General features: G+C 60.7%; 23 protein-coding genes and 1 tRNA gene. 9 read left to right on the top strand and 15 right to left on the bottom strand.

Annotation, left to right across the window (positions count from 1 at the left end; all coding sequences use genetic code 11):
- Positions 1-18: 18 nt before the first annotated feature.
- Genes fabI through fabA form a run of 3 tightly spaced genes read right to left on the bottom strand, consistent with a single transcriptional unit; the run spans position 19 to position 2,627 of the window.
- Positions 19-825, bottom strand: a complete 807-nt coding sequence (fabI, locus tag FHT77_RS07240; RefSeq protein ID WP_183753764.1) for an enoyl-ACP reductase FabI — start codon at positions 823-825, stop codon at positions 19-21.
- A 4-nt stretch (positions 826-829) separates the two neighbouring features.
- Positions 830-2,053: a beta-ketoacyl-ACP synthase I gene (gene fabB, locus FHT77_RS07235; protein ID WP_183753763.1), complete on the bottom strand. Its 1,224-nt coding sequence runs from the start codon at positions 2,051-2,053 to the stop codon at positions 830-832.
- Positions 2,054-2,111: 58 nt separating this feature from the next.
- Entirely contained in the window at positions 2,112-2,627 is a 516-nt protein-coding gene (gene fabA / locus FHT77_RS07230; protein WP_016552232.1) for a 3-hydroxyacyl-[acyl-carrier-protein] dehydratase FabA, read from the bottom strand.
- A 303-nt stretch (positions 2,628-2,930) separates the two neighbouring features.
- Here fabA and irrA point away from each other — a divergent pair, with 303 nt between their 5' ends.
- A complete protein-coding gene (irrA, locus tag FHT77_RS07225) occupies positions 2,931-3,350 on the top strand; it encodes an iron response transcriptional regulator IrrA (RefSeq protein ID WP_016552233.1) in 420 nt (139 codons plus the stop codon).
- Between the two features lie 2 nt (positions 3,351-3,352).
- Here the strand turns inward: irrA and FHT77_RS07220 are convergent, their stop codons facing one another.
- The gene (locus tag FHT77_RS07220) at positions 3,353-3,988 is read right to left on the bottom strand and encodes a trimeric intracellular cation channel family protein (RefSeq protein WP_114710541.1); all 636 of its coding nucleotides are present in this window, start codon (positions 3,986-3,988) and stop codon (positions 3,353-3,355) included.
- Between the two features lie 123 nt (positions 3,989-4,111).
- On the opposite strand from FHT77_RS07220, the gene FHT77_RS07215 reads away from it, so the two are divergent.
- Positions 4,112-4,594: a hypothetical protein gene (locus FHT77_RS07215; RefSeq protein ID WP_016552235.1), complete on the top strand. Its 483-nt coding sequence runs from the start codon at positions 4,112-4,114 to the stop codon at positions 4,592-4,594.
- 5 nt (positions 4,595-4,599) lie between these two features.
- Here the strand turns inward: FHT77_RS07215 and FHT77_RS07210 are convergent, their stop codons facing one another.
- The 5 genes from FHT77_RS07210 to FHT77_RS07190 form a co-directional block, all read right to left on the bottom strand.
- Positions 4,600-5,385, bottom strand: coding sequence for a YdcF family protein (locus FHT77_RS07210; RefSeq protein ID WP_183753762.1), 786 nt, complete (start codon positions 5,383-5,385; stop codon positions 4,600-4,602).
- Between the two features lie 53 nt (positions 5,386-5,438).
- Positions 5,439-6,161, bottom strand: a complete 723-nt coding sequence (locus tag FHT77_RS07205) for a YoaK family protein (RefSeq protein WP_183753761.1) — start codon at positions 6,159-6,161, stop codon at positions 5,439-5,441.
- Between the two features lie 183 nt (positions 6,162-6,344).
- The gene (locus FHT77_RS07200; protein ID WP_183753760.1) at positions 6,345-6,554 is read right to left on the bottom strand and encodes a hypothetical protein; all 210 of its coding nucleotides are present in this window, start codon (positions 6,552-6,554) and stop codon (positions 6,345-6,347) included.
- A gap of 261 nt (positions 6,555-6,815) precedes the next feature.
- Positions 6,816-6,891 (bottom strand) — tRNA-Ala (locus FHT77_RS07195).
- Between the two features lie 148 nt (positions 6,892-7,039).
- On the bottom strand, positions 7,040-7,426 hold the full coding sequence (locus FHT77_RS07190; RefSeq protein ID WP_007798949.1) for a TIGR02300 family protein: 387 nt from the start codon (positions 7,424-7,426) through the stop codon (positions 7,040-7,042).
- Between the two features lie 238 nt (positions 7,427-7,664).
- Here FHT77_RS07190 and FHT77_RS07185 point away from each other — a divergent pair, with 238 nt between their 5' ends.
- From FHT77_RS07185 to rpsA, 3 genes are all read left to right on the top strand, one after another.
- A complete protein-coding gene (locus FHT77_RS07185; RefSeq protein ID WP_183753758.1) occupies positions 7,665-8,306 on the top strand; it encodes an FMN-binding negative transcriptional regulator in 642 nt (213 codons plus the stop codon).
- 8 nt (positions 8,307-8,314) lie between these two features.
- Positions 8,315-8,962 (top strand): (d)CMP kinase, encoded by a 648-nt coding sequence (gene cmk, locus FHT77_RS07180; RefSeq protein ID WP_183753756.1) that lies wholly within the window; start codon positions 8,315-8,317, stop codon positions 8,960-8,962.
- A gap of 168 nt (positions 8,963-9,130) precedes the next feature.
- Positions 9,131-10,834, top strand: coding sequence for a 30S ribosomal protein S1 (gene rpsA / locus FHT77_RS07175; protein WP_114710594.1), 1,704 nt, complete (start codon positions 9,131-9,133; stop codon positions 10,832-10,834).
- Positions 10,835-10,923: 89 nt separating this feature from the next.
- Here the strand turns inward: rpsA and FHT77_RS07170 are convergent, their stop codons facing one another.
- The 3 genes from FHT77_RS07170 to FHT77_RS07160 form a co-directional block, all read right to left on the bottom strand.
- Complete coding sequence (locus tag FHT77_RS07170) at positions 10,924-12,411, bottom strand: hypothetical protein (RefSeq protein WP_312859733.1); 1,488 nt, start codon at positions 12,409-12,411, stop codon at positions 10,924-10,926.
- A gap of 294 nt (positions 12,412-12,705) precedes the next feature.
- Entirely contained in the window at positions 12,706-13,332 is a 627-nt protein-coding gene (locus FHT77_RS07165) for a ribonuclease D (protein ID WP_183753752.1), read from the bottom strand.
- 74 nt (positions 13,333-13,406) lie between these two features.
- Positions 13,407-14,213 carry a MerR family transcriptional regulator gene (locus tag FHT77_RS07160; RefSeq protein ID WP_183753750.1) on the bottom strand — a complete coding sequence of 269 codons (807 nt, stop codon included), beginning with the start codon at positions 14,211-14,213 and terminating at the stop codon, positions 13,407-13,409.
- Positions 14,214-14,417: 204 nt separating this feature from the next.
- Between FHT77_RS07160 and FHT77_RS07155 the strand changes: the two genes are divergently transcribed.
- Together FHT77_RS07155 and FHT77_RS07150 are read left to right on the top strand one after the other, a co-directional pair.
- Positions 14,418-15,695 (top strand): 4-aminobutyrate--2-oxoglutarate transaminase, encoded by a 1,278-nt coding sequence (locus FHT77_RS07155; RefSeq protein WP_183753748.1) that lies wholly within the window; start codon positions 14,418-14,420, stop codon positions 15,693-15,695.
- Positions 15,696-15,727: 32 nt separating this feature from the next.
- The gene (locus FHT77_RS07150) at positions 15,728-17,209 is read left to right on the top strand and encodes an NAD-dependent succinate-semialdehyde dehydrogenase (RefSeq protein WP_183753746.1); all 1,482 of its coding nucleotides are present in this window, start codon (positions 15,728-15,730) and stop codon (positions 17,207-17,209) included.
- 81 nt (positions 17,210-17,290) lie between these two features.
- Here the strand turns inward: FHT77_RS07150 and FHT77_RS07145 are convergent, their stop codons facing one another.
- Positions 17,291-17,728, bottom strand: coding sequence for a PACE efflux transporter (locus tag FHT77_RS07145; RefSeq protein WP_183753744.1), 438 nt, complete (start codon positions 17,726-17,728; stop codon positions 17,291-17,293).
- A gap of 118 nt (positions 17,729-17,846) precedes the next feature.
- A complete protein-coding gene (locus FHT77_RS07140) occupies positions 17,847-18,056 on the bottom strand; it encodes a SlyX family protein (protein WP_183753742.1) in 210 nt (69 codons plus the stop codon).
- 181 nt (positions 18,057-18,237) lie between these two features.
- On the opposite strand from FHT77_RS07140, the gene uxaC reads away from it, so the two are divergent.
- Both uxaC and FHT77_RS07130 read left to right on the top strand, forming a co-directional pair.
- Positions 18,238-19,653: a glucuronate isomerase gene (uxaC, locus tag FHT77_RS07135; protein WP_183753740.1), complete on the top strand. Its 1,416-nt coding sequence runs from the start codon at positions 18,238-18,240 to the stop codon at positions 19,651-19,653.
- Positions 19,650-21,104: a mannitol dehydrogenase family protein gene (locus tag FHT77_RS07130; RefSeq protein ID WP_183753738.1), complete on the top strand. Its 1,455-nt coding sequence runs from the start codon at positions 19,650-19,652 to the stop codon at positions 21,102-21,104. Before uxaC ends, FHT77_RS07130 begins: the two co-directional genes overlap by 4 nt.
- A 253-nt stretch (positions 21,105-21,357) precedes the next feature.
- Here the strand turns inward: FHT77_RS07130 and FHT77_RS07125 are convergent, their stop codons facing one another.
- Positions 21,358-23,808: an FAD-dependent oxidoreductase gene (locus FHT77_RS07125; protein ID WP_183753736.1), complete on the bottom strand. Its 2,451-nt coding sequence runs from the start codon at positions 23,806-23,808 to the stop codon at positions 21,358-21,360.

Below are 23,808 nucleotides of genomic sequence, written 5' to 3'. Positions count from 1 at the left end.
GAGCCCGGCTTTTTTGTCTTACTCCACGTCTGCCTTGCGTAGCGCCTCAAGCGCCGGCATCGAGGTGATGTTGAAGCCGGCATCGACGAAGTGGATTTCACCGGTGACGCCTGCTGCCATGTCGGAGAGCAGGTAGAGGGCCGAATTACCGACGTGGTCGATAGTCACGGTCTTGCGCAGCGGCGAGTTCTGCTGGTTCCACGACAGGATGGCGCGGGCATCCGAGATACCGGCGCCAGCCAGCGTGCGGATCGGGCCGGCTGAGATCGCGTTGACGCGAATACCACGCGGGCCGTAGTCGGCGGCCAGATAACGCACGGAGGCCTCGAGAGCGGCCTTGGCAACGCCCATGACGTTGTAGTTCGGGATGACGCGCGTCGAGCCGTTATAGGTCAGCGTCAACATCGATCCGCCTTCGTTCATCAGCGGCGCCAGGCGCTTGGCGATCTCGGTGAACGAGAAACAGGAAATGACCATCGTGCGGCTGAAATTGTCGCGCGTGGTGTCGGCGTAAAGGCCCTTCAGCTCATTCTTGTCGGAGAAGCCGATGGCATGTACGACGAAATCGAGCGTGCCCCAGCGTTCCTTGATAGCTTCAACTGTGGCGTCGACCGAAGCAATGTCCTCGACGTCGCACGGCAGAACGAATTCGGATCCGACTTCAGCTGCGAGCGGCTTGACCCGCTTGCCGAGTGCATCGCCCTGATAGGTAAAGGCAAGCTCTGCACCTTGTGCTGCCAGCGCCTTCGAAATTCCCCAGGCGATCGAATGGTTGTTCGCAACGCCCATGATAAGCCCGCGCTTACCCTGCATAATTCCCGTCATATTATTATCCGTTATAGCGCTGGAAGACGAGCGTGGCGTTGGTGCCGCCGAAGCCGAAGGAGTTGGAAAGCGCGATGTCGATCTTGGCATTGTCGATGCGCTTGCGCACGATCGGCACGCCATCGAATTCCGGGTCGAGCTCGGTGATATGGGCGCTTTCGCCGATGAAGCCGGCCTGCATCATCAAGAGTGAGTAAATCGATTCCTGCACGCCGGCAGCGCCGAGCGAGTGGCCGGTCAGCGACTTGGTCGACTGGATGTGCGGCATCTTGGAGCCGAACACTTCGCGGATCGCACCGATTTCCTTGCTGTCGCCGACAGGCGTCGAGGTGCCGTGGGTGTTGACGTAGTCTACATCGCCCTTCACCGTCGAAAGCGCCTGACGCATGCAGCGGATCGCGCCTTCGCCCGACGGAGCGACCATGTCGTAACCGTCGGAGGTCGCGCCGTAGCCGACGATTTCGGCGTAGATCTTGGCGCCGCGGGCTTTGGCGTGCTCCAACTCTTCGAGAACCAGAACGCCAGCGCCGCCGGCGATGACGAAGCCGTCACGGCTGACGTCATAGGCACGCGAAGCCGTTGCCGGCGTGTCGTTGTACTTGGAGGACATGGCGCCCATGGCGTCGAAGAGGTTCGACATCGTCCAGTCGAGGTCTTCGTGACCGCCGGCAAACATCACGTCCTGCTTGCCCCACTGGATCATTTCGGCAGCGTTGCCAATGCAGTGCGCCGAGGTCGAGCAGGCCGACGAGATCGAATAGTTGACGCCGTGGATCTTGAACCAGGTGGCGAGCGTGGCGGACGCCGTCGAAGACATCGCCTTCGGCACGGCAAACGGGCCGATGCGCTTCGGGCTGTTGTTCTTGATGGTGATCTCAGCGGCTTCGATCAGCGTGCGGGTCGAAGGGCCACCCGAGCCCATGATGATGCCGGTGCGCTCGTTCTCGCTGTAGTCCTTTTCCTCAAGACCGGAATCGGCGAGCGCCTGCTTCATCGCGACGTGGTTCCAGGCGCCGCCCTGGGAAAGGAAGCGCATGGCGCGGCGATCGACCAGATCGGTCGGATCCAGCGAGGGGCGGCCCCACACCTGGCACTTGAAGCCGTGTTCGGCAAAATCGTTGGAGAAGGAAATGCCGGACTTGGCATCGCGCAGCGACGCAGTGACCTCGGCGGCATCACTGCCGATCGAGGAGACAACACCCAGACCCGTAACAACTACCCGTCTCATGTGTTTCGACCTTTTCGTTTTTTCTAACTTGGAAACCGGGCAGCTATGCCCGGTGCAATCAGGCTTCTTTGTCCTTGGACAGGCCGACGCGCAGGTCGGTGGCCTGGTAGATGGTTTCGCCATCGGCCTTCAGCCAGCCGTCGGCGGTGCCGAGCACCAGGCGGCCGCGCATGACGCGCTTGAAATCGATGCCGTACTCGAGCAGCTTCGTGGTCGGGCGGATCATGCCCTTGAACTTCACTTCGCCGGTCGAGAGCGCCATGCCGCGACCGGGCTCGCCGAGCCAGCCGAGGAAGAAGCCGGTCAGCTGCCACATGCCGTCGAGGCCAAGGCAGCCCGGCATGATCGGATTACCCTGGAAGTGGCAGGGAAAATACCAGTCGTCAGGCTTCACGTCGTACTCGGCGCGGATATAGCCCTTGTCGAAGGCACCGCCGGTTTCGGAAATGTCGGTAATGCGATGAACCATCAACATCGGCGGGAGGGGGAGCTGTGCGTTGCCCGGACCGAACAGTTCGCCGCGGCCGCAGGCCAGAATTTCCTCGTAGTTGAAGCTGGATTGTTTCGTCGCCATGAAAACTCTTATTCCCCCCGCAACTATGCCGATGGATGTGAACGTTTAGTCCAAGTTCAGCGGAAAATGAAGCATAAGCATGACTGAGCTTCACCCACCTTCGGAGGACCGGCTGCGCGCCTTATTTGGTGGTCGCATACAGGAAGGCCAAGCCCCCGGCCAGCACTAATTGCGCCAAAAGCCCGATTTTGCGGCGCTTTCACTCGCTTTGTCCCCATTGAAACTATTGAAACGCTTTTGCGCAAAAGTTATATGGCTAATGAAACCTGATTGCTTGACGCTAGATTAACTGGAGTTCGTTGGATGGTGGCAGAGGCCCCGCTTACCATTGAGGCACGGCTGAGACACGCCGGCCTTCGTCCGACGCGCCAGCGCGTCGCGCTCGGTGACCTCCTCTTTGCCAAGGGCGATCGACATCTGACGGTCGAAGAACTCCACGAGGAAGCCGTGCACGCGGGCGTACCGGTGTCATTGGCGACAGTCTACAACACGCTGCACCAGTTCACCGAGGCCGGGATGATCCGTGTTCTCGCGGTCGAAAGCGCCAAGACCTATTTCGACACAAACGTCTCAGACCATCACCACTTCTTCATCGAAGGCGAAAACGATGTGCTCGATATTCCGGTCAGCAACCTGACGATCGGCAATCTGCCGGAGCCGCCGCCAGGCCTCGAAATCTCCCATGTCGACGTGGTGATCCGCCTTCGCCCCAAACAGCGCTGATCTCACATCACGTCATCAGGGTGACGACCAGGCTTTGCCTTGTAGGTTGGAAAGGTCCAGCCGAAATACAGCGCTCCGCCACGCACCAGGAATGCCGCGCTGACACCGACTGCGGAAGCCGCATAAAGCGGTAGATCAAGTGCATTCGCGCCCGTGAATATGCCACCGCCCACAAGCGCTGCGGTGATATAGATTTCCGGCCGTAACAGAACCGATGGCTCATTGGCGAGAAGATCGCGCAGGATGCCGCCAAACGTTGCCGTCAGTGTGCCTGTGACGATGCCGATCGTTGGGGAGCCGGTAGCAGCAAGGCCCTTCGCGGCCCCCATGACGCAATAGGCGGAGAGCCCGACGGCATCCAGCCAGATCAGCAGCCGATAGCGCGACTCGACAAGGTGGGCGGTAAAGAACACCAGGAGGCCGACGGCGCAGCAGACAAGGACATAGGTCGGGTTCAAAACCCAGAATACCGGCACGCGGCCGAGCACAATGTCGCGCACCGTGCCGCCGCCGGTGCCGGTGACGATCGCAAAAAAGAGAAAACCGATCAGGTCGAGCTGCTTGCGCGAGGCTGCGAGCGCGCCCGTTGCCGCAAAGAGCGCAACGCCGGCATAATCCAGGTAGACGAACAGCGGCATGCAGTCCTCCAGAGCCGACGCGTATCTCTCCGAAATGAATCACGGCCGCAAGGGCGGCGCAAGGCGGATCAAGCAAACTGCGCGGCCAACAGCGCCCTTATCCGACCAAAAGAGAAACCCTTCGTGAAAACGCTCCTGATCGCTTTGAACATTGCTGTGCTGCTCGTTACCCCGGTTGCGGCGTTTGCCCAGCAATCGCTTATCTCGGACCCCGAGATCTACGAGAAGAAGCACTTCCAGGAACAGTGTACCAAAGCCGACTTTTCGGAAGGCTTCGTCATCCGCCAGGATATCAACAATGACGGCCTGATCGACGCTGTGGTCAATGAGGGCGAGTTGACGTGCGACGGCGAGAAGGGTCCGCAGTGCAACGACGACGGCTGCACCTACAATTTCTATCTACAGGTCGCAGAGGGCGGCTATTTCATGATCGCGACCGCCCAAGTCTACGGATACGACTTCGTGAAGCGCTTCGGCAACATGGTGCTGGCGATGAAAATGCACCCGCGCTTCTGCGATCGCCCGGATGCCGACAAGACAAAGGAGCCCTGTGTCGTCACGGCCCGTGTGCGCGGGACCAAATTCGTGACGATCTCGAAGAAATAGCTGGTTCAGCCCGGATAGAACTCTGAAGTGCGGCCGGCGAGATAGTAGCCGACCAGCCCGAACCACTCGCGGATTGCTGTTGCCAGGTTCTGGGAATTCCGGCTCGGCTGCGTGAAGTCGAGGCCAAGACTTTCTCGCCCGTCGGTGCGATAGTCCGTCGGCCACGGCACGACGTCGATCCCAAGCTTGCGGAAGATGCCGACCGATCGCGGCATATGGTAGCCGGAGGTGATCAGCAGACAGTTCGAAAGACCTTGGCTCGCCAGAAGCTCCTTGGCGTTCACTGCGTTTTCGAAGGTCGTGCGTGACGTCGTTTCTTCGACCAGCCGGTCTCTGCTGATGCCGAACATTGGGAAGAAGCGCGCCGATATCGCCGCGTCGCCTTCATAGATACCGGAGATCGATCCATCGCCGCCTGAAATCAGGATGCGGGCCTGCGGATATTTCTGTGCCAGGCGCATCGCCTCGACGAAGCGATCGGCGCCGGCATTGAGTTCGATGCCGTGGCGGGCGGTATTGACCTCATTCTCGAACGCGCCGCCGAGTACGATCATGCACTGCAGGCTTGCCGGATCCTGCGGCTTCAGAAACCGATCCTCGAGGCCCTGTAGAAGGTAGTTGCCGACGGTCGTGTAGAGGGTGATGAACAGGATGAGGCCCGCAATCGCTGTTGAAATGAAGCTTGTCGCGCGCCAGCGGACAACACCCGCCACCAAGGCAAGCGCGACGAAGAGAAAAGCGAGCGACAAGGGTTGGCCGAACACCCAGACGAGCTTCGAAAAGAGAAACAAGGATGACTTCCTCTAGCGGTTTCCTGGTGCTCTCTATCTGATTCGGTGGAGCTTTATTGCGACCGCGATTTCGTCTGCTTTGACGAGCGCGACGCAGCGTTGAACCGGCGTTGGGTGCGTTTCGGAATCAAAAGGGTAGCAAGCGCAACCAACATCGCAAAAACGGCTATCAGCCACAACGCCGCTGCCCCGGCGATTTGCGCCAACAGCGCTCCAACAATAGCCCCGCCCAGCATGCCGACCCATGGCACGATCTGGATGGTCCAATCCATTCTGTCGTCGCCGACGATCCAGCGTCCAAGGCCGCGTCCGAAGCGCGAGAGGGCTCCGGTGACATAGGTGAGACCGATCGGCAGCCCTTCGATCTGCTCGACCGCCGCGTTCACCATCCCCATGGAGGCAACGATGAGATAGAAGCGCGGCATCGCCAGGCTATCTCCTGCCATCAACGAAGCCGTTGCCAGCGCGATGCTGACGCATGACAACACCGCAAACGTACGACGGTCTGCAAAGTGTGCGATCACGATGCCGACGGCGTTTCCAAGCACAAAGACCATGATCGCCGAGAGAAGGACAATTGCATGTCGCAAATTGCCGTCGCCAAGCGACAAGGCAGCCCGCGTCGTGTTCCCCGTCATGAACGACACGAAGTCTCCCGTCAGCGCGAGGCCGGTGGCATCCGTCATGCCTGCCAAAAACGAGATCGCGCCGGCAAGCGTCAGGCCCGTTGCCGTTCTACGCGCATGGATCAGCCGCCGCCGTCTTTCTCGTGTCATTGAACCAAGGCTCCAGTCCGCCGGGGAAGTCGGCATGGAAACCATAGTCGCCGTTGCTAAAAATTTGGCAAAGCGTCGGCGTGCAAAGCAAGTCGGCAAACTGTCAGTTGATCGTGACTGCGGCGAAGTCCGGCGTGCTCACCGCGTAACGCTGGCCTATCACCTGATGGTGCGTCGGCCAGCTCAAGCCGGTGAGAGCTGCGAGGTAGGCGTCAGGAGGGGATCGTCTTCGCTCCCCCGACAGTTCAGCATCCCTACCAATTCGCGGCCCTCGTCGACGGTCACCATATCCATGAAAAACCCGTCGAGCACGGCCTTTTTCCCGGTCATGTCGTCAAACACCGTCCAGTAGATGTTGAGGTTCTTGTGCAGGCTGTACCTCGGGGCTTCCATGGCAAAATCCTCCAGCTTGCCAACATCCCTATGCTTCTGCGCGAAATTCGGTGGTGGTGCAGGGACCTTCGAACACCCGGTTAGAAGACCATGGTCGCTCTGCGAAATGAATCCCACGTGCGTATGGACAGCCTATCCATTCAGATAGGATGCTGAGTGCCGGGAACCGAGAGGGATTTGCCGCGGCCCTTTGTAGGCAGAACGTTGGAGCGTAAGCATTTCAATGCAATAAGACGGTGAGCACGATCTGCGATGAAGATTTGGTGGAGCTAAGCGGGATCGAACCGCTGACCTCTTGCATGCCATGCAAGCGCTCTCCCAGCTGAGCTATAGCCCCATCAAGGCAGTCCGGCGAGCCGGCCCTGGGATGCTTCGCGAAGCGCTTGCCTCGCGGAGTGGCGGCTTCTTACTTCCGGTTTTTGGAGATAGCAAGCCAAAAAATCGGCCCGGCGAAATTTTCTCGTCCGGGCCGACACTTAATCAGATCAGACTTCGTCTTCGTCGCCGGTGACGCCGATGATGTCGCTCATGTCGTCATCGTCGTCATCTTCGTCAGCTTCGAGGAAGGTGTCGTCGTCGTCGCCTTCGATTTCGACGTCGTCGTCGCCCATGTCTGGGATGTCGTCGCCGGATGCGCCTTCATCGGCGTCCTCGAGCGAAACCAGTTCGACTTCCGTGCTTTCGGTATCGACTTCCGCGACCTCTTCTTCATCCTGGGCTTCGGCAGCCGCTGCAGCGGAGGTTTCCTCGAAGAAGGAGAGGGGATAGGACTTGCCCGTATAGGGGGAAACAATCGGATCCCGGTTCAGGTCGTAGAACTTCTTGCCGGTTTCCGGATCGGTACGCTTCGTTCCAAGTTCAGCTTTCGCCACTGTTAGCCTCGTGAGAATGGCCGAATCAAGATTCGGCAAATGCCGTGAAAACCGGCGTTCTATTCGGAATTTATAAGCCGGTCCCCATAATCGTTGCAGCTCGGCATGTCAAAGCCTAACTTCAAGCATCGCTGATGCAAGCCGGATGACCGGTGCCGCCAGTTGTGGTACTGAGCCGGCGATTGTTCATTTTCGGGGCAGATCGGCTTGTCGCCGGCTGCTGAATGGGTGCCAAGGAATGTACCAGCCACCGCATTTTCGCGAGGAAGACCTGAGCGTCCAGCACGCCCTGATCCGGGCGCATCCGCTCGGCATGCTGATTACGGCAGGCGCGTCGGGGTTGATGGCGAATTCGGTGCCTTTCCTTGTCGATTCCGCAGCCTCCGAAAAGGGGACGCTGCGTCTCCACCTCGCCAGGGCCAATCCGCAGTGGCGCGATATCGAGGCAGGCGCCGATGTGCTCGCCGTCTTCCAGGGTGCTGATGCGTACATTACGCCGTCCTGGTACCAGACCAAGCAGGAGACCGGCAAAGTCGTGCCGACCTGGAACTACGCGATCGTACAAGCGAGGGGCAAGGCGCGCGTCATCGACGATGCGGATTGGCTGCTCCGGCAGATCAACGCGATCACCACGCAACAGGAAGGGCCGCGCGACAGGCCCTGGGCAGTGGGCGATGCGCCGGATGATTTCATCCGCGCGCAGATGAAAGGCATCATCGGGGTCGAAATCGAGATTGCCACGATCGAAGGCAAGTGGAAGGTCAGCCAGAATCGGCCCGTTGCCGATCGCGAAGGTGTTGTTGCCGGTCTCGGTGAAGAGCCCGGTCAGGAAGACATGGTCGATCTCGTCCGTCGCTACGGCGGATTGACAGAGAAATGAGCGGACAGATGACCATCAAACAGTTCACGATCGCCATCGATGGACCCGCAGCCGCCGGCAAGGGAACGCTATCGCGCAAGATCGCCGAGACCTACGGCTTTCACCATCTCGACACGGGGCTGACTTACCGCGCGACGGCAAAGGCCCTGCTCGATGCCGGCCTCACGCTCGACGACGAGGCGGTGGCGGAAAAGATGGCCCGCGATGTTGAACTGGCGGGTCTCGATCGCGATATACTCTCGAAACACGAGATCGGCGAGGCCGCCTCGAAGATCGCGGTCATGCCTGGCGTGCGGCGTGCACTGGTGGAGGCGCAGCGGCGGTTTTCGGAAAAGGCGCCAGGTACGGTGCTCGACGGCCGTGATATTGGCACCGTCGTCTGCCCGGCAGCGCCGGTGAAGCTCTATGTAACTGCAAGTCCCGAGGTTCGGGCCAAGCGGCGCTACGACGAAATAAAAGGCAAGGGAGGAATTGCCGATTTCGATGCCATTTTCGACGACGTCAAGCGCCGCGACGAACGCGACATGGGACGGGCTGATAGCCCTTTGAAACCAGCCGAAGACGCGCACTTGCTTGATACGTCGGAAATGAGTATAGAGGCCGCGTTTCAAGCTGCGAAATCGATCATCGATGCAGCTTTGAGCCGAAATATCTGAATTCGAGCGATTTGCCCGGGCCATGTCTGGGTCGCTTTTGAAGACTAAGCCTGAAATTCCGTCCAAGCGCCGGATTGCCTCCCGATGAGGAGGCGGACTGGGTTCAGGCCCGTTCAACACGAACCAACCGGCGCATACATATCCGGATTCGGATATGCAGGAGATTTCATGTCAGTAGCTACTCCCTCTCGCGAAGATTTCGCGGCCCTTCTCGAAGAGTCCTTTGCCAAGCACGACCTGGCCGAAGGCTATGTCACCAAGGGCATCGTAACGGCAATCGAGAAGGACTCCGCGGTTGTCGACGTCGGCCTCAAGGTCGAAGGTCGCATTCTGCTCAAGGAATTCGGCGCCAAGGCCAAGGACGGCACCCTCAAGGTCGGCGACGAAGTCGAAGTTTACGTTGAGCGTATCGAAAACGCGCTCGGCGAAGCTGTTCTGTCGCGCGAAAAGGCTCGCCGCGAAGAAAGCTGGGTCAAGCTCGAAGCCAAGTTCGAAGCTGGCGAGCGCGTTGAAGGCGTTATCTTCAACCAGGTCAAGGGCGGCTTCACGGTTGACCTCGATGGCGCGATTGCCTTCCTGCCGCGTTCGCAGGTCGACATCCGTCCGATCCGCGACGTTACCCCGCTGATGCACAACCCGCAGCCCTTCGAAATCCTCAAGATGGACAAGCGTCGCGGCAACATCGTCGTATCGCGTCGTACGGTTCTGGAAGAATCCCGTGCCGAGCAGCGTTCTGAAATCGTTCAGAACCTCGAAGAAGGCCAGGTTGTTGACGGCGTCGTCAAGAACATCACCGATTACGGTGCGTTCGTTGACCTCGGCGGCATCGACGGCCTGCTGCACGTCACTGACATGGCATGGCGCCGTGTGAACCATCCGTCGGAAATCCTGTCCATCGGCCAGCAGGTCAAGGTACAGATCATCCGCATCAACCAGGAAACCCACCGCATCTCGCTCGGCATGAAGCAGCTCGAGTCGGATCCGTGGGATGGCATCCAGGCCAAGTATCCGGAAGGCAAGAAGATCTCCGGTACTGTCACGAACATCACCGACTACGGTGCGTTCGTCGAGCTGGAGCCGGGCATCGAAGGCCTGATCCACATCTCGGAAATGTCCTGGACCAAGAAGAACGTACACCCCGGCAAGATCCTGTCCACGAGCCAGGAAGTCGAAGTCGTCGTTCTCGAAGTCGATCCGTCCAAGCGTCGTATTTCGCTCGGCCTGAAGCAGACCCTGGAAAATCCGTGGGCAGCATTCGCTCGCAACCATCCGGCTGGCACTGAAGTCGAAGGCGAAGTCAAGAACAAGACCGAATTCGGCCTGTTCATCGGCCTCGACGGCGATGTTGACGGCATGGTGCACCTCTCCGACCTCGACTGGAACCGTCCGGGCGAACAGGTCATCGAAGAGTTCAACAAGGGTGACGTCGTCAAGGCGGTCGTTCTCGATGTTGACGTCGAAAAGGAGCGCATCTCGCTCGGCATCAAGCAGCTTGGCAAGGATGCTGTCGGCGAAGCAGCAGCTTCCGGCGACCTGCGCAAGAATGCAGTCGTTTCCTGCGAAGTGATCGCAGTCAACGATGGCGGCATCGAAGTGAAGCTCGTCGACCACGAAGACATCACCTCGTTCATCCGCCGTGCAGACCTGTCGCGCGACCGCGATGAGCAGCGTCCGGAACGCTTCTCGGTTGGCCAGGTTGTTGACGCCCGCGTCACCAACTTCTCCAAGAAGGACCGCAAGATCATGCTGTCCATCAAGGCTCTGGAAATCGCAGAAGAGAAGGAAGCTGTTGCTCAGTTCGGTTCGTCCGACAGCGGCGCTTCGCTCGGCGACATCCTCGGCGCGGCTCTGAAGAACCGCGGCGGCGAATAATCGCCAGCCTCAGGCTTGAAGAATAAAAGAACCCGCCGGAGCGATCCGGCGGGTTCTTTGCATTTGCGCTGCCCATGCAAGTGTGCGCGCTATTCCCAGTCGACCTTGCGCCGGTAGAGCATATAGGCGTCGTCCGCGTTTGCCGCTGCCATCGGCAGCGGCGGTGCCGGCCGGTGCGGCGGTGTCCCGGCCTTGATCGCGCGTTCTCGGGCGGCCAAGGCAGCGGCGGCTTCGTCGTCGATCACAACACCCGTCGGGTCCTCGTTCGACGGCTCGCCTTGCTTCTCCGCATCCTCCTCCTCCTCCGACGACTCGCCGCCATTGTGATCCTGGCGATGCATCTCGCGGGCGCCGCTATCGTCGGCCTCGTCCTTTGAGAAATCGTAGGGCTGCATCGCGTAGGGCACGCCTTCGACGATTTTCATCAGTACCGGCGCATAGGTTTCGTCGATGGCCTGCTGTACGATCAAGGGCGGTGAGATTTCCGGAGCAGGATGCTTTTTCGCAGTTGTGGCAGCTGCTTCGCTAACCGGCTGTTCGGCGACAAGCGACGATTGGCGCGCCACGCCTTCCGGTAGGGACGGCGCGCGATCATGCAGCGCAATCAACTCTTCCGGCAGATCGGCAAGGATCGTCTCATCGAGGATGATGTCGACTTCGACTGCAGGATCAGGATCGGCGACCTCGACCAGAGCTTCGGCTTCCTGGTCCCGAATGATTGTCACGATCAGCTTTGTCGTATCATCCGAGAGCGACGCGGGTATCGCCGCCCAACTCTTCGGAATGATGGGATCGCCTTTGGATACGGGGCCGTGCGTGCCTGCCTGTGCGGCTTCCTGCGCCGGCTCGACTTTCTCCCCGGATGCCATGCTTTCATCCAAGACTTCGCCGATCTCGGGCAACGTTTCTTCGAGCGTCGCCTCGACAGCCGGTTTGGCGATCGGCTTGTCCGCGGAATGTTCAATGGGTTGAACCGGCGCGCTGTCTGCATCGAGGTAGGCGGCGGCAACGAGCGCCGTCTGTCGCGGAGTCTCTGGCTCCCGCTTCGTCGTGACAGGAGCTCCCGGCGCTACAGTGAGATTGTCCCGATGGATGCTGATTTCGCCTCGCTGCTCCTGACGCGGCGGCGACGCATCGTTCTGGCCGTAGGAGCGAACGACGGCGCGGGTCGCCAGATCGCGATCCTTGTAACGAATGGTTTCGAGATAGGTGGCGATGCGGGCGGCTTCCGGTCCGGCCGGGTTCCGCAGTGCCTCGGCCAACAACCGAAGCGGTACTGCGTGGCCTTGCATTGCAAGCTGACGCTCGAGCTGTTCGATTTTTGCGGGCGGCAACTTCTGAATCGCGGCCGCCAGGCGGGAGGCAAAGGCCAGATCGGGTTCATCTTCCTCCCGCGGGATTGAAACCGCATCGCTGGTCGCATTCAGCACATCAAGGAGGGCATCGACCATGCGGGCACGCACTGCCAGCAGGAGGATGTTGAGTTTGCCGGCAACAGAAGAATTGAGATCCGCGCTCTGAATCTGGTGGACCGGCGCAACAGCGCTCGAAGCGCGCACCAAGACGTCGCCGCTCACGGCGGCCGTCTGGCCTTGGGAGGATAAACTCGTATTTGACGCTGAACGAACCGGAGTCAACATGTCATGCTCCTTCTTTCGTAAAGTGCGGTGAAAGCAGGTTACAAGAAGGCCGCGCTCATCCGGCCCGTCGCATTCCCCGGCAGTCCTACCTGCGCGACGTGGCGCTCCATCGCGCCGTCGAATGCATAAAAAGTGGTAAAGAATTTAACGACGCGGCGGTTAACGAATCGCTAATGATCGGTGCACGGCTGGGCCGCGCCGGTCCCATCTGTCAAAAAAGCCAGAAATATCTTAGCTGTGCGCGAAGATGTCAGCTTCTTCCCAGCCGAGCAGATCAAGCTTGGCGCGGGTAGGGAGGAATTCGAAGCAGGCTTTGGCGTGATCCATGCGGCCATCACGCACGAGCCGTTCGGTCAGCTTGTCACGCAGGGCATGCAGGTAAAGCACATCGGAGGCGGCATATTCCAACTGCGCCTGCGACAAGGTCGCGGCGGCCCAGTCGGTAGACTGCTGTGCCTTGGAAATATCAACCTCAAGCATTTCCTTGAGATTGTCCTTCAGGCCATGCCGGTCGGTATAGGTGCGGCTGAGGCGCGAGGCGATCTTCGTGCAAAAGACCGGCTGCGTAGTGACGCCGAATGTATGGAACAGAACGGCGATGTCGAAGCGGCCATAGTGGAAGATCTTTTGGCGGGAAGGATCCGCCAGCATCGCAATCAGGTTCGGTGCGTCCTTCTGGCCGGCAGCGATGCGGATTACGTCAGCCGAACCGTCGCCCGGCGAGAGCTGCACAAGGCATAGCCGGTCGCGGCGCGGCACGAGGCCGAGAGTTTCGGTATCGATCGCAATAGCTCCGGTGTAGCGCGCGGCATCCGCTGCAGAGATATCACCCTCATGGAAACGTATGGTGGCTGCCATCAATCTCGTCTCTCACTCAAACTGTCACTTCTGGCGCTATAGCGCAAAGCCATCGTGGACGATACCGCCAAGGCTTAGAATGTCGGCGGCGTGTTGATCCATATAAGAATGGTTTCGCCGTCGTGACGGTTCCGCCAGGAATGGTAGCGGCGGCTCTCGAAGTATAGCGAGTCGCCGGGTCCGAGATCGAAGAACTGATCGGAATCGAGCACCAGTTCCAGCCGCCCCGAGAGCACGTGCATAAACTCCTCGCCTTCGTGCCGATAGGCGCCTTCACTTGCCGCGCCGGGCGCGAGCACAAAACGGTGGCAATCCATCATCGTACGGCCCTCGGCGAGAAGCTGAACCGTGACGCCAGGTGTCGTTTCGGGCCACGTGTGCCAGGCGCCTGCGCGAACCACCTCGGGCATGTCGTCTCGTTCCTCGCCGGAGAGACGGGAAACTGTGGTGCCGTAATATTCGGCAAGGTCGTGCAGCGTTTTGAAGCTCACGCCCTGCGATGTGCGCTCGAGGGTCGACAGCGTCGATGCAGCAATGCCGACGTCGCCGGCGACCTGATCCAATGTCTTTCCCGCACCATGCCGCAGGCTCCGCAGCCGCCGCCCAAGATCAGACGTGTCCGCCGAATCGGAGCTTTCCGACGGCTCTTCGCTTTCCAGCGCTTCGCGGATGGCGGCCGGGTTGAGCCCGCGTTCAGTTCGATACCAGGCTATCTTTTTTATCCGCGCGACGTCTTCAGTGGTGTATTGCCTGTGCCCGGTCTCCGACCGATCCGGAACGACAAGCCCCTGGCTTTCCCAAAGGCGCAGGGTGGACGCGGAAACGCCCGCTGATTTTGCCGCCTCCGCTACCTTGTAGCGCACCGACGTCCCGTTGCTCATAAGCCAATTATTCCCGGTTCGTTTTGTTTTCTTGAGGCCGTCTCCGGCTCTTCTTTTCTTGCGCGACCATCGCCGAAAACGACGTCGGTTTGAAGCACAAAATGCCGCTTGATTTCTTGCAGGAAAAATGTAGGAATTTTTTACATGTCTTGCAGAAGTTATGCAAGATCGTTTCCCAACATTCCAGAGCGCAGGAACACACCGATGACCGCGACCACTCTTACAGACCGGAAGAATGCTGCCATTTCGCGCGGCGTTGGCATGACCACGCAGATCTATGCCGACCGCGCAGAGAATGCCGAGATCTGGGACAAGGAAGGTCGCCGCTATATCGACTTCGCGGCAGGTATCGCCGTTCTCAACACCGGTCATCGCCACCCGCGCGTGATCGCTGCCGTCAAGGAACAGCTCGATCACTTCACCCACACCTGCCACCAGGTCGTTCCCTACGAGAACTACGTGCACCTCGCCGAGCGCTTGAATGCGCTGACGCCCGGCAATTTCGAGAAGAAGACGATCTTCGTCACCACAGGTGCCGAGGCAGTCGAAAACGCCGTGAAGATTGCCCGTGCAGCGACCGGTCGCTCCGCCGTCATTGCTTTCGGTGGCGGCTTCCATGGCCGTACCTTCATGGGCATGGCGCTGACAGGCAAGGTCGTGCCCTATAAGGTTGGCTTCGGTGCGATGCCGGGCGATGTGTTCCACGTGCCGTTCCCAGTCGAGCTTCATGGCGTGACGCCGGATCAGTCGCTGGCCGCGCTGAAGAAGCTGTTTGCCGCCGATGTCGATCCGCAGCGTGTCGCCGCGATCATCATCGAGCCGGTTCAGGGCGAGGGCGGTTTCTACTCAGTGCCGGTTTCCTTCATGAAGGCACTGCGCGAGCTCTGTGACCAGCACGGCATCCTGCTCATCGCCGACGAAGTCCAGACGGGCTTTGCCCGCACAGGCAAGCTGTTCGCGATGGATCACCATGAGGTCGCCCCCGACCTGATGACCATGGCAAAGAGCCTTGCCGGCGGCTTCCCCCTCGCCGCCGTTACCGGTCGTGCAGAGATCATGGATGCGCCGGGACCGGGCGGTCTTGGCGGCACCTATGGTGGCAATCCGCTTGGTATCGCGGCCGCCCATGCGGTTCTTGACGTCATCAAGGACGAAGATCTTTGCAACCGCGCCAACCAGCTTGGCAGCCGGCTCAAGCAGCGCCTTGAATCGCTCCGCGAGAAGGCACCCGAGATCGTCGACATCCGCGGCCCGGGTTTCATGAACGCCGTCGAGTTCAACGACAAGACGACGAAGCTGCCGAGCGCCGAATTCGCCAACAAAGTCCGCCTGATCGCGCTAGAGAAGGGCCTGATCCTTCTGACCTGTGGCGTGCACGGGAACGTCATCCGCTTCCTCGCACCGATCACCATTCAGGACAATGTCTTCGGCGAAGCGCTCGACATTCTGGAAGCCTCGATCCTCGAAGCAAGCGGCAAGTAAGGCGAAGGCCTCTTTGCCTGGAGTTACATGACATGGCATTCACGACTGCACTGACAAAACACGTTCCGTTTTCCTCGCCTTTCCTGCGCGACGCCGGTTACATCAACGGTGTCTGGACATCAGGCGGCGCGACCAAGACCTTCGATGTCCTCAATCCCGCGACCGGTGAGGTGCTCGCTTCGCTACCGGATATGGGCGCCGCGGAAACGCGGGAAGCAATCGATGCCGCCTATGCCGCGCAGCCGGCCTGGGCGGCGCGTCCGGCCAAGGAGCGCGCCGGGATCCTCCGCAAGTGGTTCGACCTGATGGTCGCCCATGCGGATGAGCTGGCGGCGATCCTGACGGCCGAAATGGGCAAGCCCTTCGCGGAAGCCCGCGGCGAGATCCTTTATGCCGCGGCCTATGTCGAATGGTATGCGGAAGAAGCCAAGCGTATCTATGGCGAGACGATCCCCGCGCCGTCGAACGACAAGCGGATGATCGTCATCAAGCAGCCCGTCGGCGTCGTCGGCACCATCACGCCCTGGAACTTCCCGGCCGCGATGATCACCCGCAAGATTGCCCCGGCGCTCGCCGTTGGCTGCACCGTCGTGTCCAAGCCGGCAGAACAGACGCCGCTGTCGGCTCTGGCGCTCGCCGTTCTAGCCGAGCAGGCCGGTATTCCGGCCGGCGTCTTCAACGTCATCGTTGGCGAAGACGGCCCGGCGATCGGCAAGGAACTCTGCGGCAACGCCAAGGTGCGCAAGATCAGCTTCACCGGCTCGACCGAGGTTGGTCGTATCCTGATGCGTCAGTGCTCCGACCAGATCAAGAAGGTCAGCCTCGAGCTTGGCGGCAATGCCCCCTTCATCGTCTTCGATGACGCCGATCTCGATGCGGCAGTCGAAGGCGCTCTGGCGTCTAAGTACCGCAATGCCGGCCAGACCTGCGTCTGCGCCAATCGTCTCTACGTGCAGTCGGGCGTCTACGATGCCTTCGCCGCCAAGCTTGCCGCAAAGGTGGAGGAAATGTCTGTCGGCGACGGCTTCAAGCCGGGTGTGACGATCGGCCCGCTGATCGATGAGCAGGGGCTGGCGAAGGTCGAAAGCCACGTTGCGGATGCGGTGTCGAAGGGCGCGAGGATCGTTACGGGCGGCAAGCGCGTCGAGGGTGCCGGCACGTTCTTCACGCCGACCGTGCTAACAGGTGTCACGCGCGAAATGAAGGTCGCTCGCGAAGAGACCTTCGGTCCCGTCGCCCCACTTTTCCGCTTCGATACCGTCGAGGATGTGATCGCGCAGGCCAACGACACCGAATTCGGCCTCGCCGCCTACTTCTTCGCCGGCGAACTCAAGAAGGTCTGGCGTGTTGCCGAGGCGCTCGAATACGGCATGGTCGGTATCAACACCGGCCTGATGTCAAGCGAAACGGCGCCCTTCGGTGGTATCAAGCAATCCGGCTTGGGGCGCGAAGGTTCACGCCACGGTGCGGAGGACTATCTGGAAATGAAGTATCTCTGCATGGGCAATGTCTGATCACTTGATCGGTCACGCCTTGAAAATCAACGGGATCGCCGGCAAAGGCGGTCCCGTTTTCTTTTCATCGGTAGAGCTGCTTTATAATTGCTGCGCGACCGGCTGCCAATCCGGCAGCGGGAAGACACGGTCGTATACCCAGTTGAAGACGAAGGCATAGACCATGTAGAAAAGTGCGAAGGACACGTCCATCATCAGCGCTTGAACGACGCTGATGCCCAGGTACCAGGCGATCATCGGTAGCAGCGCCAAAAGCAGTCCCACCTCGAACATGACGGCGTGCAACACACGGATCGCGACACTCTTCCGCGTCCCGCCGGTCAGACGCTGCATCAGGTGGTCGAAGCCGAGATTGTAGATGTAGTTCCACAGCGTCGCCAGCGTCGCGCCGGCAACGCCGATCACGCCGATGTCGGCCATGGGCATGCCAAATGCCAGTGCCCCGAGCGGGGTGACGAGTGCTAGTCCGACAAGTTCGAAGCTGATGGCGTGACGGATACGATCTGCGGTTTTCCGCATGACTACCCCCAATGGGAATGTTCGGGTCGTCCCGAGTTGATGCCCATAGAGGGGGAGGTCGTCCTCACGCTCCTCTTAATAGGTATTCCGGCGGTCAAAAACAAGGGCTGCCGGCAGCTCAGTAGTGCGGAGGTCGCGTGATGGCAGGGGCGTCGAGAGACTGCTCCTCAAGCGACAGGAACCGCTCCGTCAATCTATCGAGTTTGGCGCGCGTCTGCTCCACGACCTTCCATTGCTCGGCCAGCTGGTCGGATAGCTCCTCGATCGTCTTCGCCTGGTGAGCAACAATTTCCTCGAGCTTTATCACGCGGCTTGTCTCGTCGGACATGGAACCTCCTTGCCGCAAGCGGCCAATTTCGTCCGCATCTGAAAAGCGGAAATAGTCCGTGCGGTCAATCATTTCGAGGGGCGGGCAGGGCGATTTGCAAAACTGAACCGTTTGGTTACTAAAAGCCCTTGCCGCATACCGACTTGTGGGATAGGCCGGTAGCCCTCAGGGAGGAATTCTTATGGATGTTGGAAACGGCTTTCTTCATCCGGACCGGCTCTTTCCAGCCGATCCGGCAACCCGAATGGTCGCGCGGGATCTTTACGAGACGGTTCGTGCACTGCCGATCGTAAGCCCGCACGGGCATACGGAGCCGTCGTGGTTTGCCGACGACAAGCCGTTCGAGGATGCGTCTTCGTTGCTCGTCATTCCGGATCATTATCTCTTCCGCATGCTGCACAGCGTCGGCGTCAAGCTCGACGATCTTGGCGTTCCGCGCCTGGACGGCAAGCCGGTCGCCAAGGGCCGTGACATCTGGCGCGTTTTTGCCGCGCAGTACCATCTCTTCCGTGGCACGCCCTCCAGCCTCTGGGTCGATCACGCGATGTCGGCCGTCCTCGGCTGCGAGGAGCCGCTGACGCCTGAGAATGCCGACGCGCTCTACGATTACATCAATACGCAGCTGGCGCTGCCGGAGTTTCGCCCGCGCGCCCTACACACGCGCTTCGGTATTGAGACGATCGCTACGACCGAAGGTGCGCTCGACCCGCTGGTGCATCACCAGACGATGGCCAAGGACGGCTGGATCGGCCGCGTCCGCACCACCTATCGCCCGGATAGCGTCACCGACCCGGATGCCGTCGGCTTCCGCGAAAACCTCGTCCGACTCGGCGAACTCACCGATTGCGACGTGACGAAGTGGGATGGGTTGATCGACGCCCATCGCAAGCGCCGCGCCTATTTCCGCCAATATGGCGCGAACGCCACCGACCATGGCGTACCGACGGCCTTCACCGCGGACCTGCCGCTTGCCGATAAGCAGCGCCTGCTCGACAAGGCGCACAAGGGCACGCTGAGCGCCGAGGACGCGGAACTCTTCCGCGGCCAGATGCTCACCGAAATGGCGGGGCTTTCGGCCGAAGACGGCATGACGATGCAGATCCACGCCGGCTCGCGCCGCAACACCGATCGCGAGCTGTTCCAGACCCGCGGTCCGAACATGGGCGCTGATATCCCGACGCCGACCGATTGGGTCGGCGGTCTCTCGGCCATGCTGGCAAAATACGGCCATGCACCGGGATTGCGCGTGCTGCTGTTCACGCTCGACGAGACGACCTATGCCCGCGAACTCGCGCCGATGGCCGGACATTGGCCCTGCCTGATGATCGGCCCGCCCTGGTGGTTCCACGACAGCCCGAACGGTATTCGCCGCTATCTCGACCAGGTGGTGGAGACGGCCGGCTTCGCCAATCTGGCAGGCTTCAACGACGATACGCGGGCGCTTCTGTCGATCCCGGCTCGCCACGATGTCTGGCGCCGCGAGGTCTGCCGCTTCCTGGCTCAGTTCGTGACCGAACACCGGATGTCCCGCAAGGAAGCCGAGATCGTCGCCGGCGAACTCTCCTACGGAAACGCGAAGAAGGCATACAAGCTGTGACCGAACGTCTGACGAGCCTCTCCGGCCTGGCGCCGACCGCAAAGCTTCCGGCCTATGATCGCAAGGCATTGAAACCGGGTATCCTGCATCTCGGTCCGGGCGCGTTCTTTCGCGCCCACTTCGCACCGTTTACCGATGCTGCGATTGCCGTCGCCGGCGGCAATTGGGGCATCGAGGTCGCAAGCCTACGCACGGCCGACGTCGCCGATCACCTGAACGAGCAGAACGGGCTATACACCATGCTCGTGCGCGATACCTCGGGCACAACAGCGCATGTCATCGCCCCGATCCTGCGCGCCCATGTCGCCACTCGCAATCCCGGCGACCTGCTTGCAAGACTGGAAGACCCGGACATCCGCATCGTCAGCCTGACGGTAACGGAAAAGGCCTATGGCTTCGATTCCGCCACAGGCGGGCTCGACCTGAAGCACCCCGACATTGCGGCTGATCTTGCCAACCGCCACGCGCCTCGCGGCGTCATCGGCTATCTGGTCGAAGGTCTTGCGCGCCGTCGCGCCAAGGGTACAGCGCCATTCACGCCGCTCAGCTGCGACAACCTGCCGAGCAACGGCGCCGTATTGAAGCGGCTCGCGCTCGAGTTCGCCAGTCGCATCGATCCGGAGCTTCGCCAGTGGATCGAGGCAAACGTACCGTTCCCGTCGACCATGGTCGATCGCATCACGCCGGCAAGCACGGACGCCACCTATCGCGATGCCGAAAGGCTGACGGGCCGGCAGGACCTGGCGGCGATCGAGACCGAACCCTTCACGCAATGGGTGATCGAGGACCACTTCGCCAACGGCCGCCCGGAATGGGAAAAGGCCGGCGCGCTGATGGTCGAGGAAGTCTCGGCTTACGAAAAGATGAAACTGCGGATGCTCAATGGCGCGCATTCGCTGCTCGCCTATCTCGGCTATATAGGCGGCTATGAATTTATCCGCGACGTCATGGACGACGCCGGTCTAGCAGCCCTGGCACGCCGCCATATGAACGCGGCTGCGGACACGCTCGATCCAGTGCCCGGTATTGATCTGGAAGCCTATGCCGACGAGTTGATCGCACGCTTTGCAAACAAGGCGATCGCCCACCGGACCTATCAGATCGCCATGGACGGCACGCAGAAACTGCCGCAGCGTCTTCTGGAGCCGGCAACCGAGGCATTGGCTGATGGCAGCAAGGCGGAGACGTACGCGATCGCGGTGGCTGCCTGGATGCGTTATACCCTAGGCGTTGACGGGAACGGCGAACGCTACGAATTGCGCGATCCCCGCGCGGCGGAAATTGCCGCACTGCTGGCCGATGTGCCGCGCAACGGCGGCGCCGTGTCGAAGGCCCTGTTTGGTCTACCGGGTCTCTTCCCCTCTGCGTTGACCGGAAATCTCGCTTGGACCGAGGACGTGGCGAACAAGCTCGAAATCCTCATCCAGGACAACAAGCTCCCGCTTTTCTGAAGGGAACTGCGATGAGCGCGCTCGTCACGGCACGGATTTTTCCGTGCCCGTTTGGCGCCCTTGCATCAGTGACGATGGCCGGGTTTAGCGCCGGCCTACGCCGTCATCCCTGTGCTTGACACGGGGATCCAGTGCGCCCAAGTCCTTGGGCGCGAGAGACTGTTTTCCAATAGTCATTCACCATGCCGACGCGCGGTAGCTGGATTCCTGTGGCAATCACAGGAATGACGACCCAAGGGGCGATACGCGCCTATCAGGCCTTCACCCTCACCATCTCTGGATCGTACAGCGGCGACAGCGATACGCGGCAAGGCACCCGCTCGCGCGCCACGTCGAGTTCGTAGCTGCCGGACAGCACGAAGTCATCGCTCACGCCGTCCGTATTGCGCACATAGCCGTAACCAATAGGCTTGCCGACCGTGTAGCCGAAGCCGCCGCTGGAGAGCCAGCCGACGCGCTTGCCGTCACGGTAGATCGTCTCGCGGCCGAGCAGCACGACTTCAGGATCAACGGGAACGAAGCAGGCAAGCATCTTCCTGACGCCTGACGCGAGCTGCCGTTCGATCGCCTCTCGGCCGCGGAAGGGGGTGTTCTTCCTCGTCTTCACCGCCCAGCCGAGCCCGGCTTCAACAGGTGTGTGATCCGGGCCGATATCCGAACCCCAGGCGCGATAACCCTTTTCGAGACGGCAGCTCTCGATGGCGCGATATCCGGCATTGGTCAGCTGCAGCGGAGCGCCCGCCGCCATCAGCGCGTCATAGACCGTTGTTGCGTATTCGACCGGCACATGCAGCTCGTAACCGAGTTCGCCGACGTAGGTAATGCGCAGCGCCCGAACCGGGCAGCCGGCAATGCCGATTGTCTTGACGCGCCCGAAGGGGAATGCGGCATTGGAAACATCGCTGTTTGTCACCTTCTCGAGAACGGCGCGCGCATTCGGCCCCATCAGCGACAGGACGGAATAGGCGGAGGTGACGTCGACGAGTTCCGCGTGCATCCCATCGGGAATATTGCGTGCGATCCAGTCGAAGTCATGAGTCGCGAAGCCGGTGCCGGTCACGATATAATACTCGTCGTCAGCCACGCGGGCGCAGGTTAGATCGCACTCGATGCCGCCCTTGTCGTTCAGCATCTGCGTGTAGACAAGCGAGCCAACCGGCTTTGCCACGTCGTTGGAGGCGATCCACGACAGTGCCGCCTCGGCATCACGCCCCTTCAGCACGAACTTGGCGAAAGACGTCTGATCGAAGATCACGGCGGCCTCGCGCACGGCCTTATGTTCACGCCCGACGGCCTCGAACCAGTTCTGACGGCCGTACGTGTAGATGTCCTTCGGTTCCTCGTTGGCGAAGAGATCGGCAAACCAGTTCGGCCGCTCCCATCCGAGCTTTTCGCCGAAGCACGCCCCCTGCGCCTTTAGCCTATCGTAGAGCGGCGATTTGCGGCATGGCCGGCCGCTCGAATACTCCTCGAAGGGGAAGGCCAGCGTATAGTGCTTGCCATAGGCTTCAAGCGTGCGCGTGCGCACCCAGTCCGTATCGAAATGCGGGCGGCCGAAGCGGCGGATATCGACCGGCCAGAGGTCGTAGGGAGGTTCGCCCTTGGCAACCCATTCCGCAAGCGCCATGCCGGCGCCACCACCTGAGGCGATGCCGAAGGCGTTGAAGCCGGCGCCGACGAAGAAGTTTTTCAGCTCCGGCGCCTCGCCGAGAATGAAATTGCCGTCAGGCGTAAAGCTCTCCGGCCCGTTCAGCAGCTGTTTGACGCCGACGGTCTCGAGTGCCGGAACGCGGCCAAGCGCCTGCTCCATGATCTGTTCGAAATGATCGAAATTGCTGTCGAGCAGCGTGTAGTGGAAGCCTTCGGGAATGCCGTCCTTGGCCCACGGGATCGGGTTCGGCTCGTAGCCGCCCATGACAATACCGCCGACCTCCTCCTTGTAGTAGGTCAGGCGGTCCGGGTCGCGCAGCGTCGGCAGGTTCGAGGGCACGCCGAAGGATTCGGTGATGATGTACTGGTGCTCGACGGATACGAGCGGCACATTGACGCCGAAGCGGGCCGCAAAGGCGCGCGTCCACTGGCCGGCGCAGACGACGACGCGTTCGCACTCGATGCGGCCATGCTCGGTGATGACGGCGCGAATCCGGCCCTTGTCGATTTCGAGGTCGAGAACCTCGGTATCCTCGAAAATCGAGACACCGGACATGCGAGCGCCCTTGGCAAGCGCCTGCGTGATGTCAGATGGATTGGCCTGTCCATCGGTCGGTAGAAAGGCCGCGCCGACGAGATCGTCTATTGTCATCAGCGGCCAGAGGTCGAAGGCCTCCTGCGGTGTCAGCAGTTGCATCTCGAGCCCGAAGGATTGCGCGGTCGTCGCCTGTCTCTTGACCTCGGTCCAGCGCTCCTCGTTGCAGGCTAGGCGCAAGCCGCCATTCATCTTCCAGCCGGTGCCTAGCCCGGTCTCGGCTTCAAGCTTCTTGTAGAGATCGACGGAATAGCCGAGCAGCTGGGTGATATTGGCGCTGGTGCGCAGCTGGCCGACCAGCCCGGCGGCGTGGAAGGTCGTGCCCGAAGTCAGCTTCTTGCGTTCCAGAAGCACCGTGTCCGTCCAGCCGAGCTTGCCGAGATGGTAGGCCGTCGAGCAGCCGATGATCCCGCCGCCGATGACAACAGCCTTGGCGGTCTTTGGCAATTCCTTCGTCAT

The organism is Rhizobium sp. BK181 (assembly GCF_014193305.1).
GTDB lineage: Bacteria > Pseudomonadota > Alphaproteobacteria > Rhizobiales > Rhizobiaceae > Rhizobium.
Note: the sequence above shows the minus strand (reverse complement) of the source record. Positions and strands in the feature narration are given on the sequence as shown.

Excerpts from the sequence above, each read along its gene's own strand:
- FHT77_RS07160 (WP_183753750.1), bottom strand. The coding sequence starts at position 14,213 with ATGAGCAACGGGACGTCGGTGCGCTACAAGGTAGCGGAGGCGGCAAAA.
- fabA (WP_016552232.1), bottom strand. The coding sequence starts at position 2,627 with ATGGCGACGAAACAATCCAGCTTCAACTACGAGGAAATTCTGGCCTGC.
- rpsA (WP_114710594.1), top strand. The coding sequence starts at position 9,131 with ATGTCAGTAGCTACTCCCTCTCGCGAAGATTTCGCGGCCCTTCTCGAA.
- FHT77_RS07200 (WP_183753760.1), bottom strand. The coding sequence starts at position 6,554 with ATGGAAGCCCCGAGGTACAGCCTGCACAAGAACCTCAACATCTACTGG.
- FHT77_RS07205 (WP_183753761.1), bottom strand. The coding sequence starts at position 6,161 with ATGACACGAGAAAGACGGCGGCGGCTGATCCATGCGCGTAGAACGGCA.
- fabB (WP_183753763.1), bottom strand. The coding sequence starts at position 2,053 with ATGAGACGGGTAGTTGTTACGGGTCTGGGTGTTGTCTCCTCGATCGGC.
- fabI (WP_183753764.1), bottom strand. The coding sequence starts at position 825 with ATGACGGGAATTATGCAGGGTAAGCGCGGGCTTATCATGGGCGTTGCG.
- uxaC (WP_183753740.1), top strand. The coding sequence starts at position 18,238 with ATGGATGTTGGAAACGGCTTTCTTCATCCGGACCGGCTCTTTCCAGCC.
- FHT77_RS07155 (WP_183753748.1), top strand. The coding sequence starts at position 14,418 with ATGACCGCGACCACTCTTACAGACCGGAAGAATGCTGCCATTTCGCGC.
- FHT77_RS07165 (WP_183753752.1), bottom strand. The coding sequence starts at position 13,332 with ATGGCAGCCACCATACGTTTCCATGAGGGTGATATCTCTGCAGCGGAT.
- cmk (WP_183753756.1), top strand. The coding sequence starts at position 8,315 with ATGACCATCAAACAGTTCACGATCGCCATCGATGGACCCGCAGCCGCC.
- irrA (WP_016552233.1), top strand. The coding sequence starts at position 2,931 with ATGGTGGCAGAGGCCCCGCTTACCATTGAGGCACGGCTGAGACACGCC.
- FHT77_RS07185 (WP_183753758.1), top strand. The coding sequence starts at position 7,665 with ATGTACCAGCCACCGCATTTTCGCGAGGAAGACCTGAGCGTCCAGCAC.
- FHT77_RS07125 (WP_183753736.1), bottom strand. The coding sequence starts at position 23,808 with ATGACGAAGGAATTGCCAAAGACCGCCAAGGCTGTTGTCATCGGCGGC.
- FHT77_RS07145 (WP_183753744.1), bottom strand. The coding sequence starts at position 17,728 with ATGCGGAAAACCGCAGATCGTATCCGTCACGCCATCAGCTTCGAACTT.
- FHT77_RS07150 (WP_183753746.1), top strand. The coding sequence starts at position 15,728 with ATGGCATTCACGACTGCACTGACAAAACACGTTCCGTTTTCCTCGCCT.
- FHT77_RS07220 (WP_114710541.1), bottom strand. The coding sequence starts at position 3,988 with ATGCCGCTGTTCGTCTACCTGGATTATGCCGGCGTTGCGCTCTTTGCG.
- FHT77_RS07140 (WP_183753742.1), bottom strand. The coding sequence starts at position 18,056 with ATGTCCGACGAGACAAGCCGCGTGATAAAGCTCGAGGAAATTGTTGCT.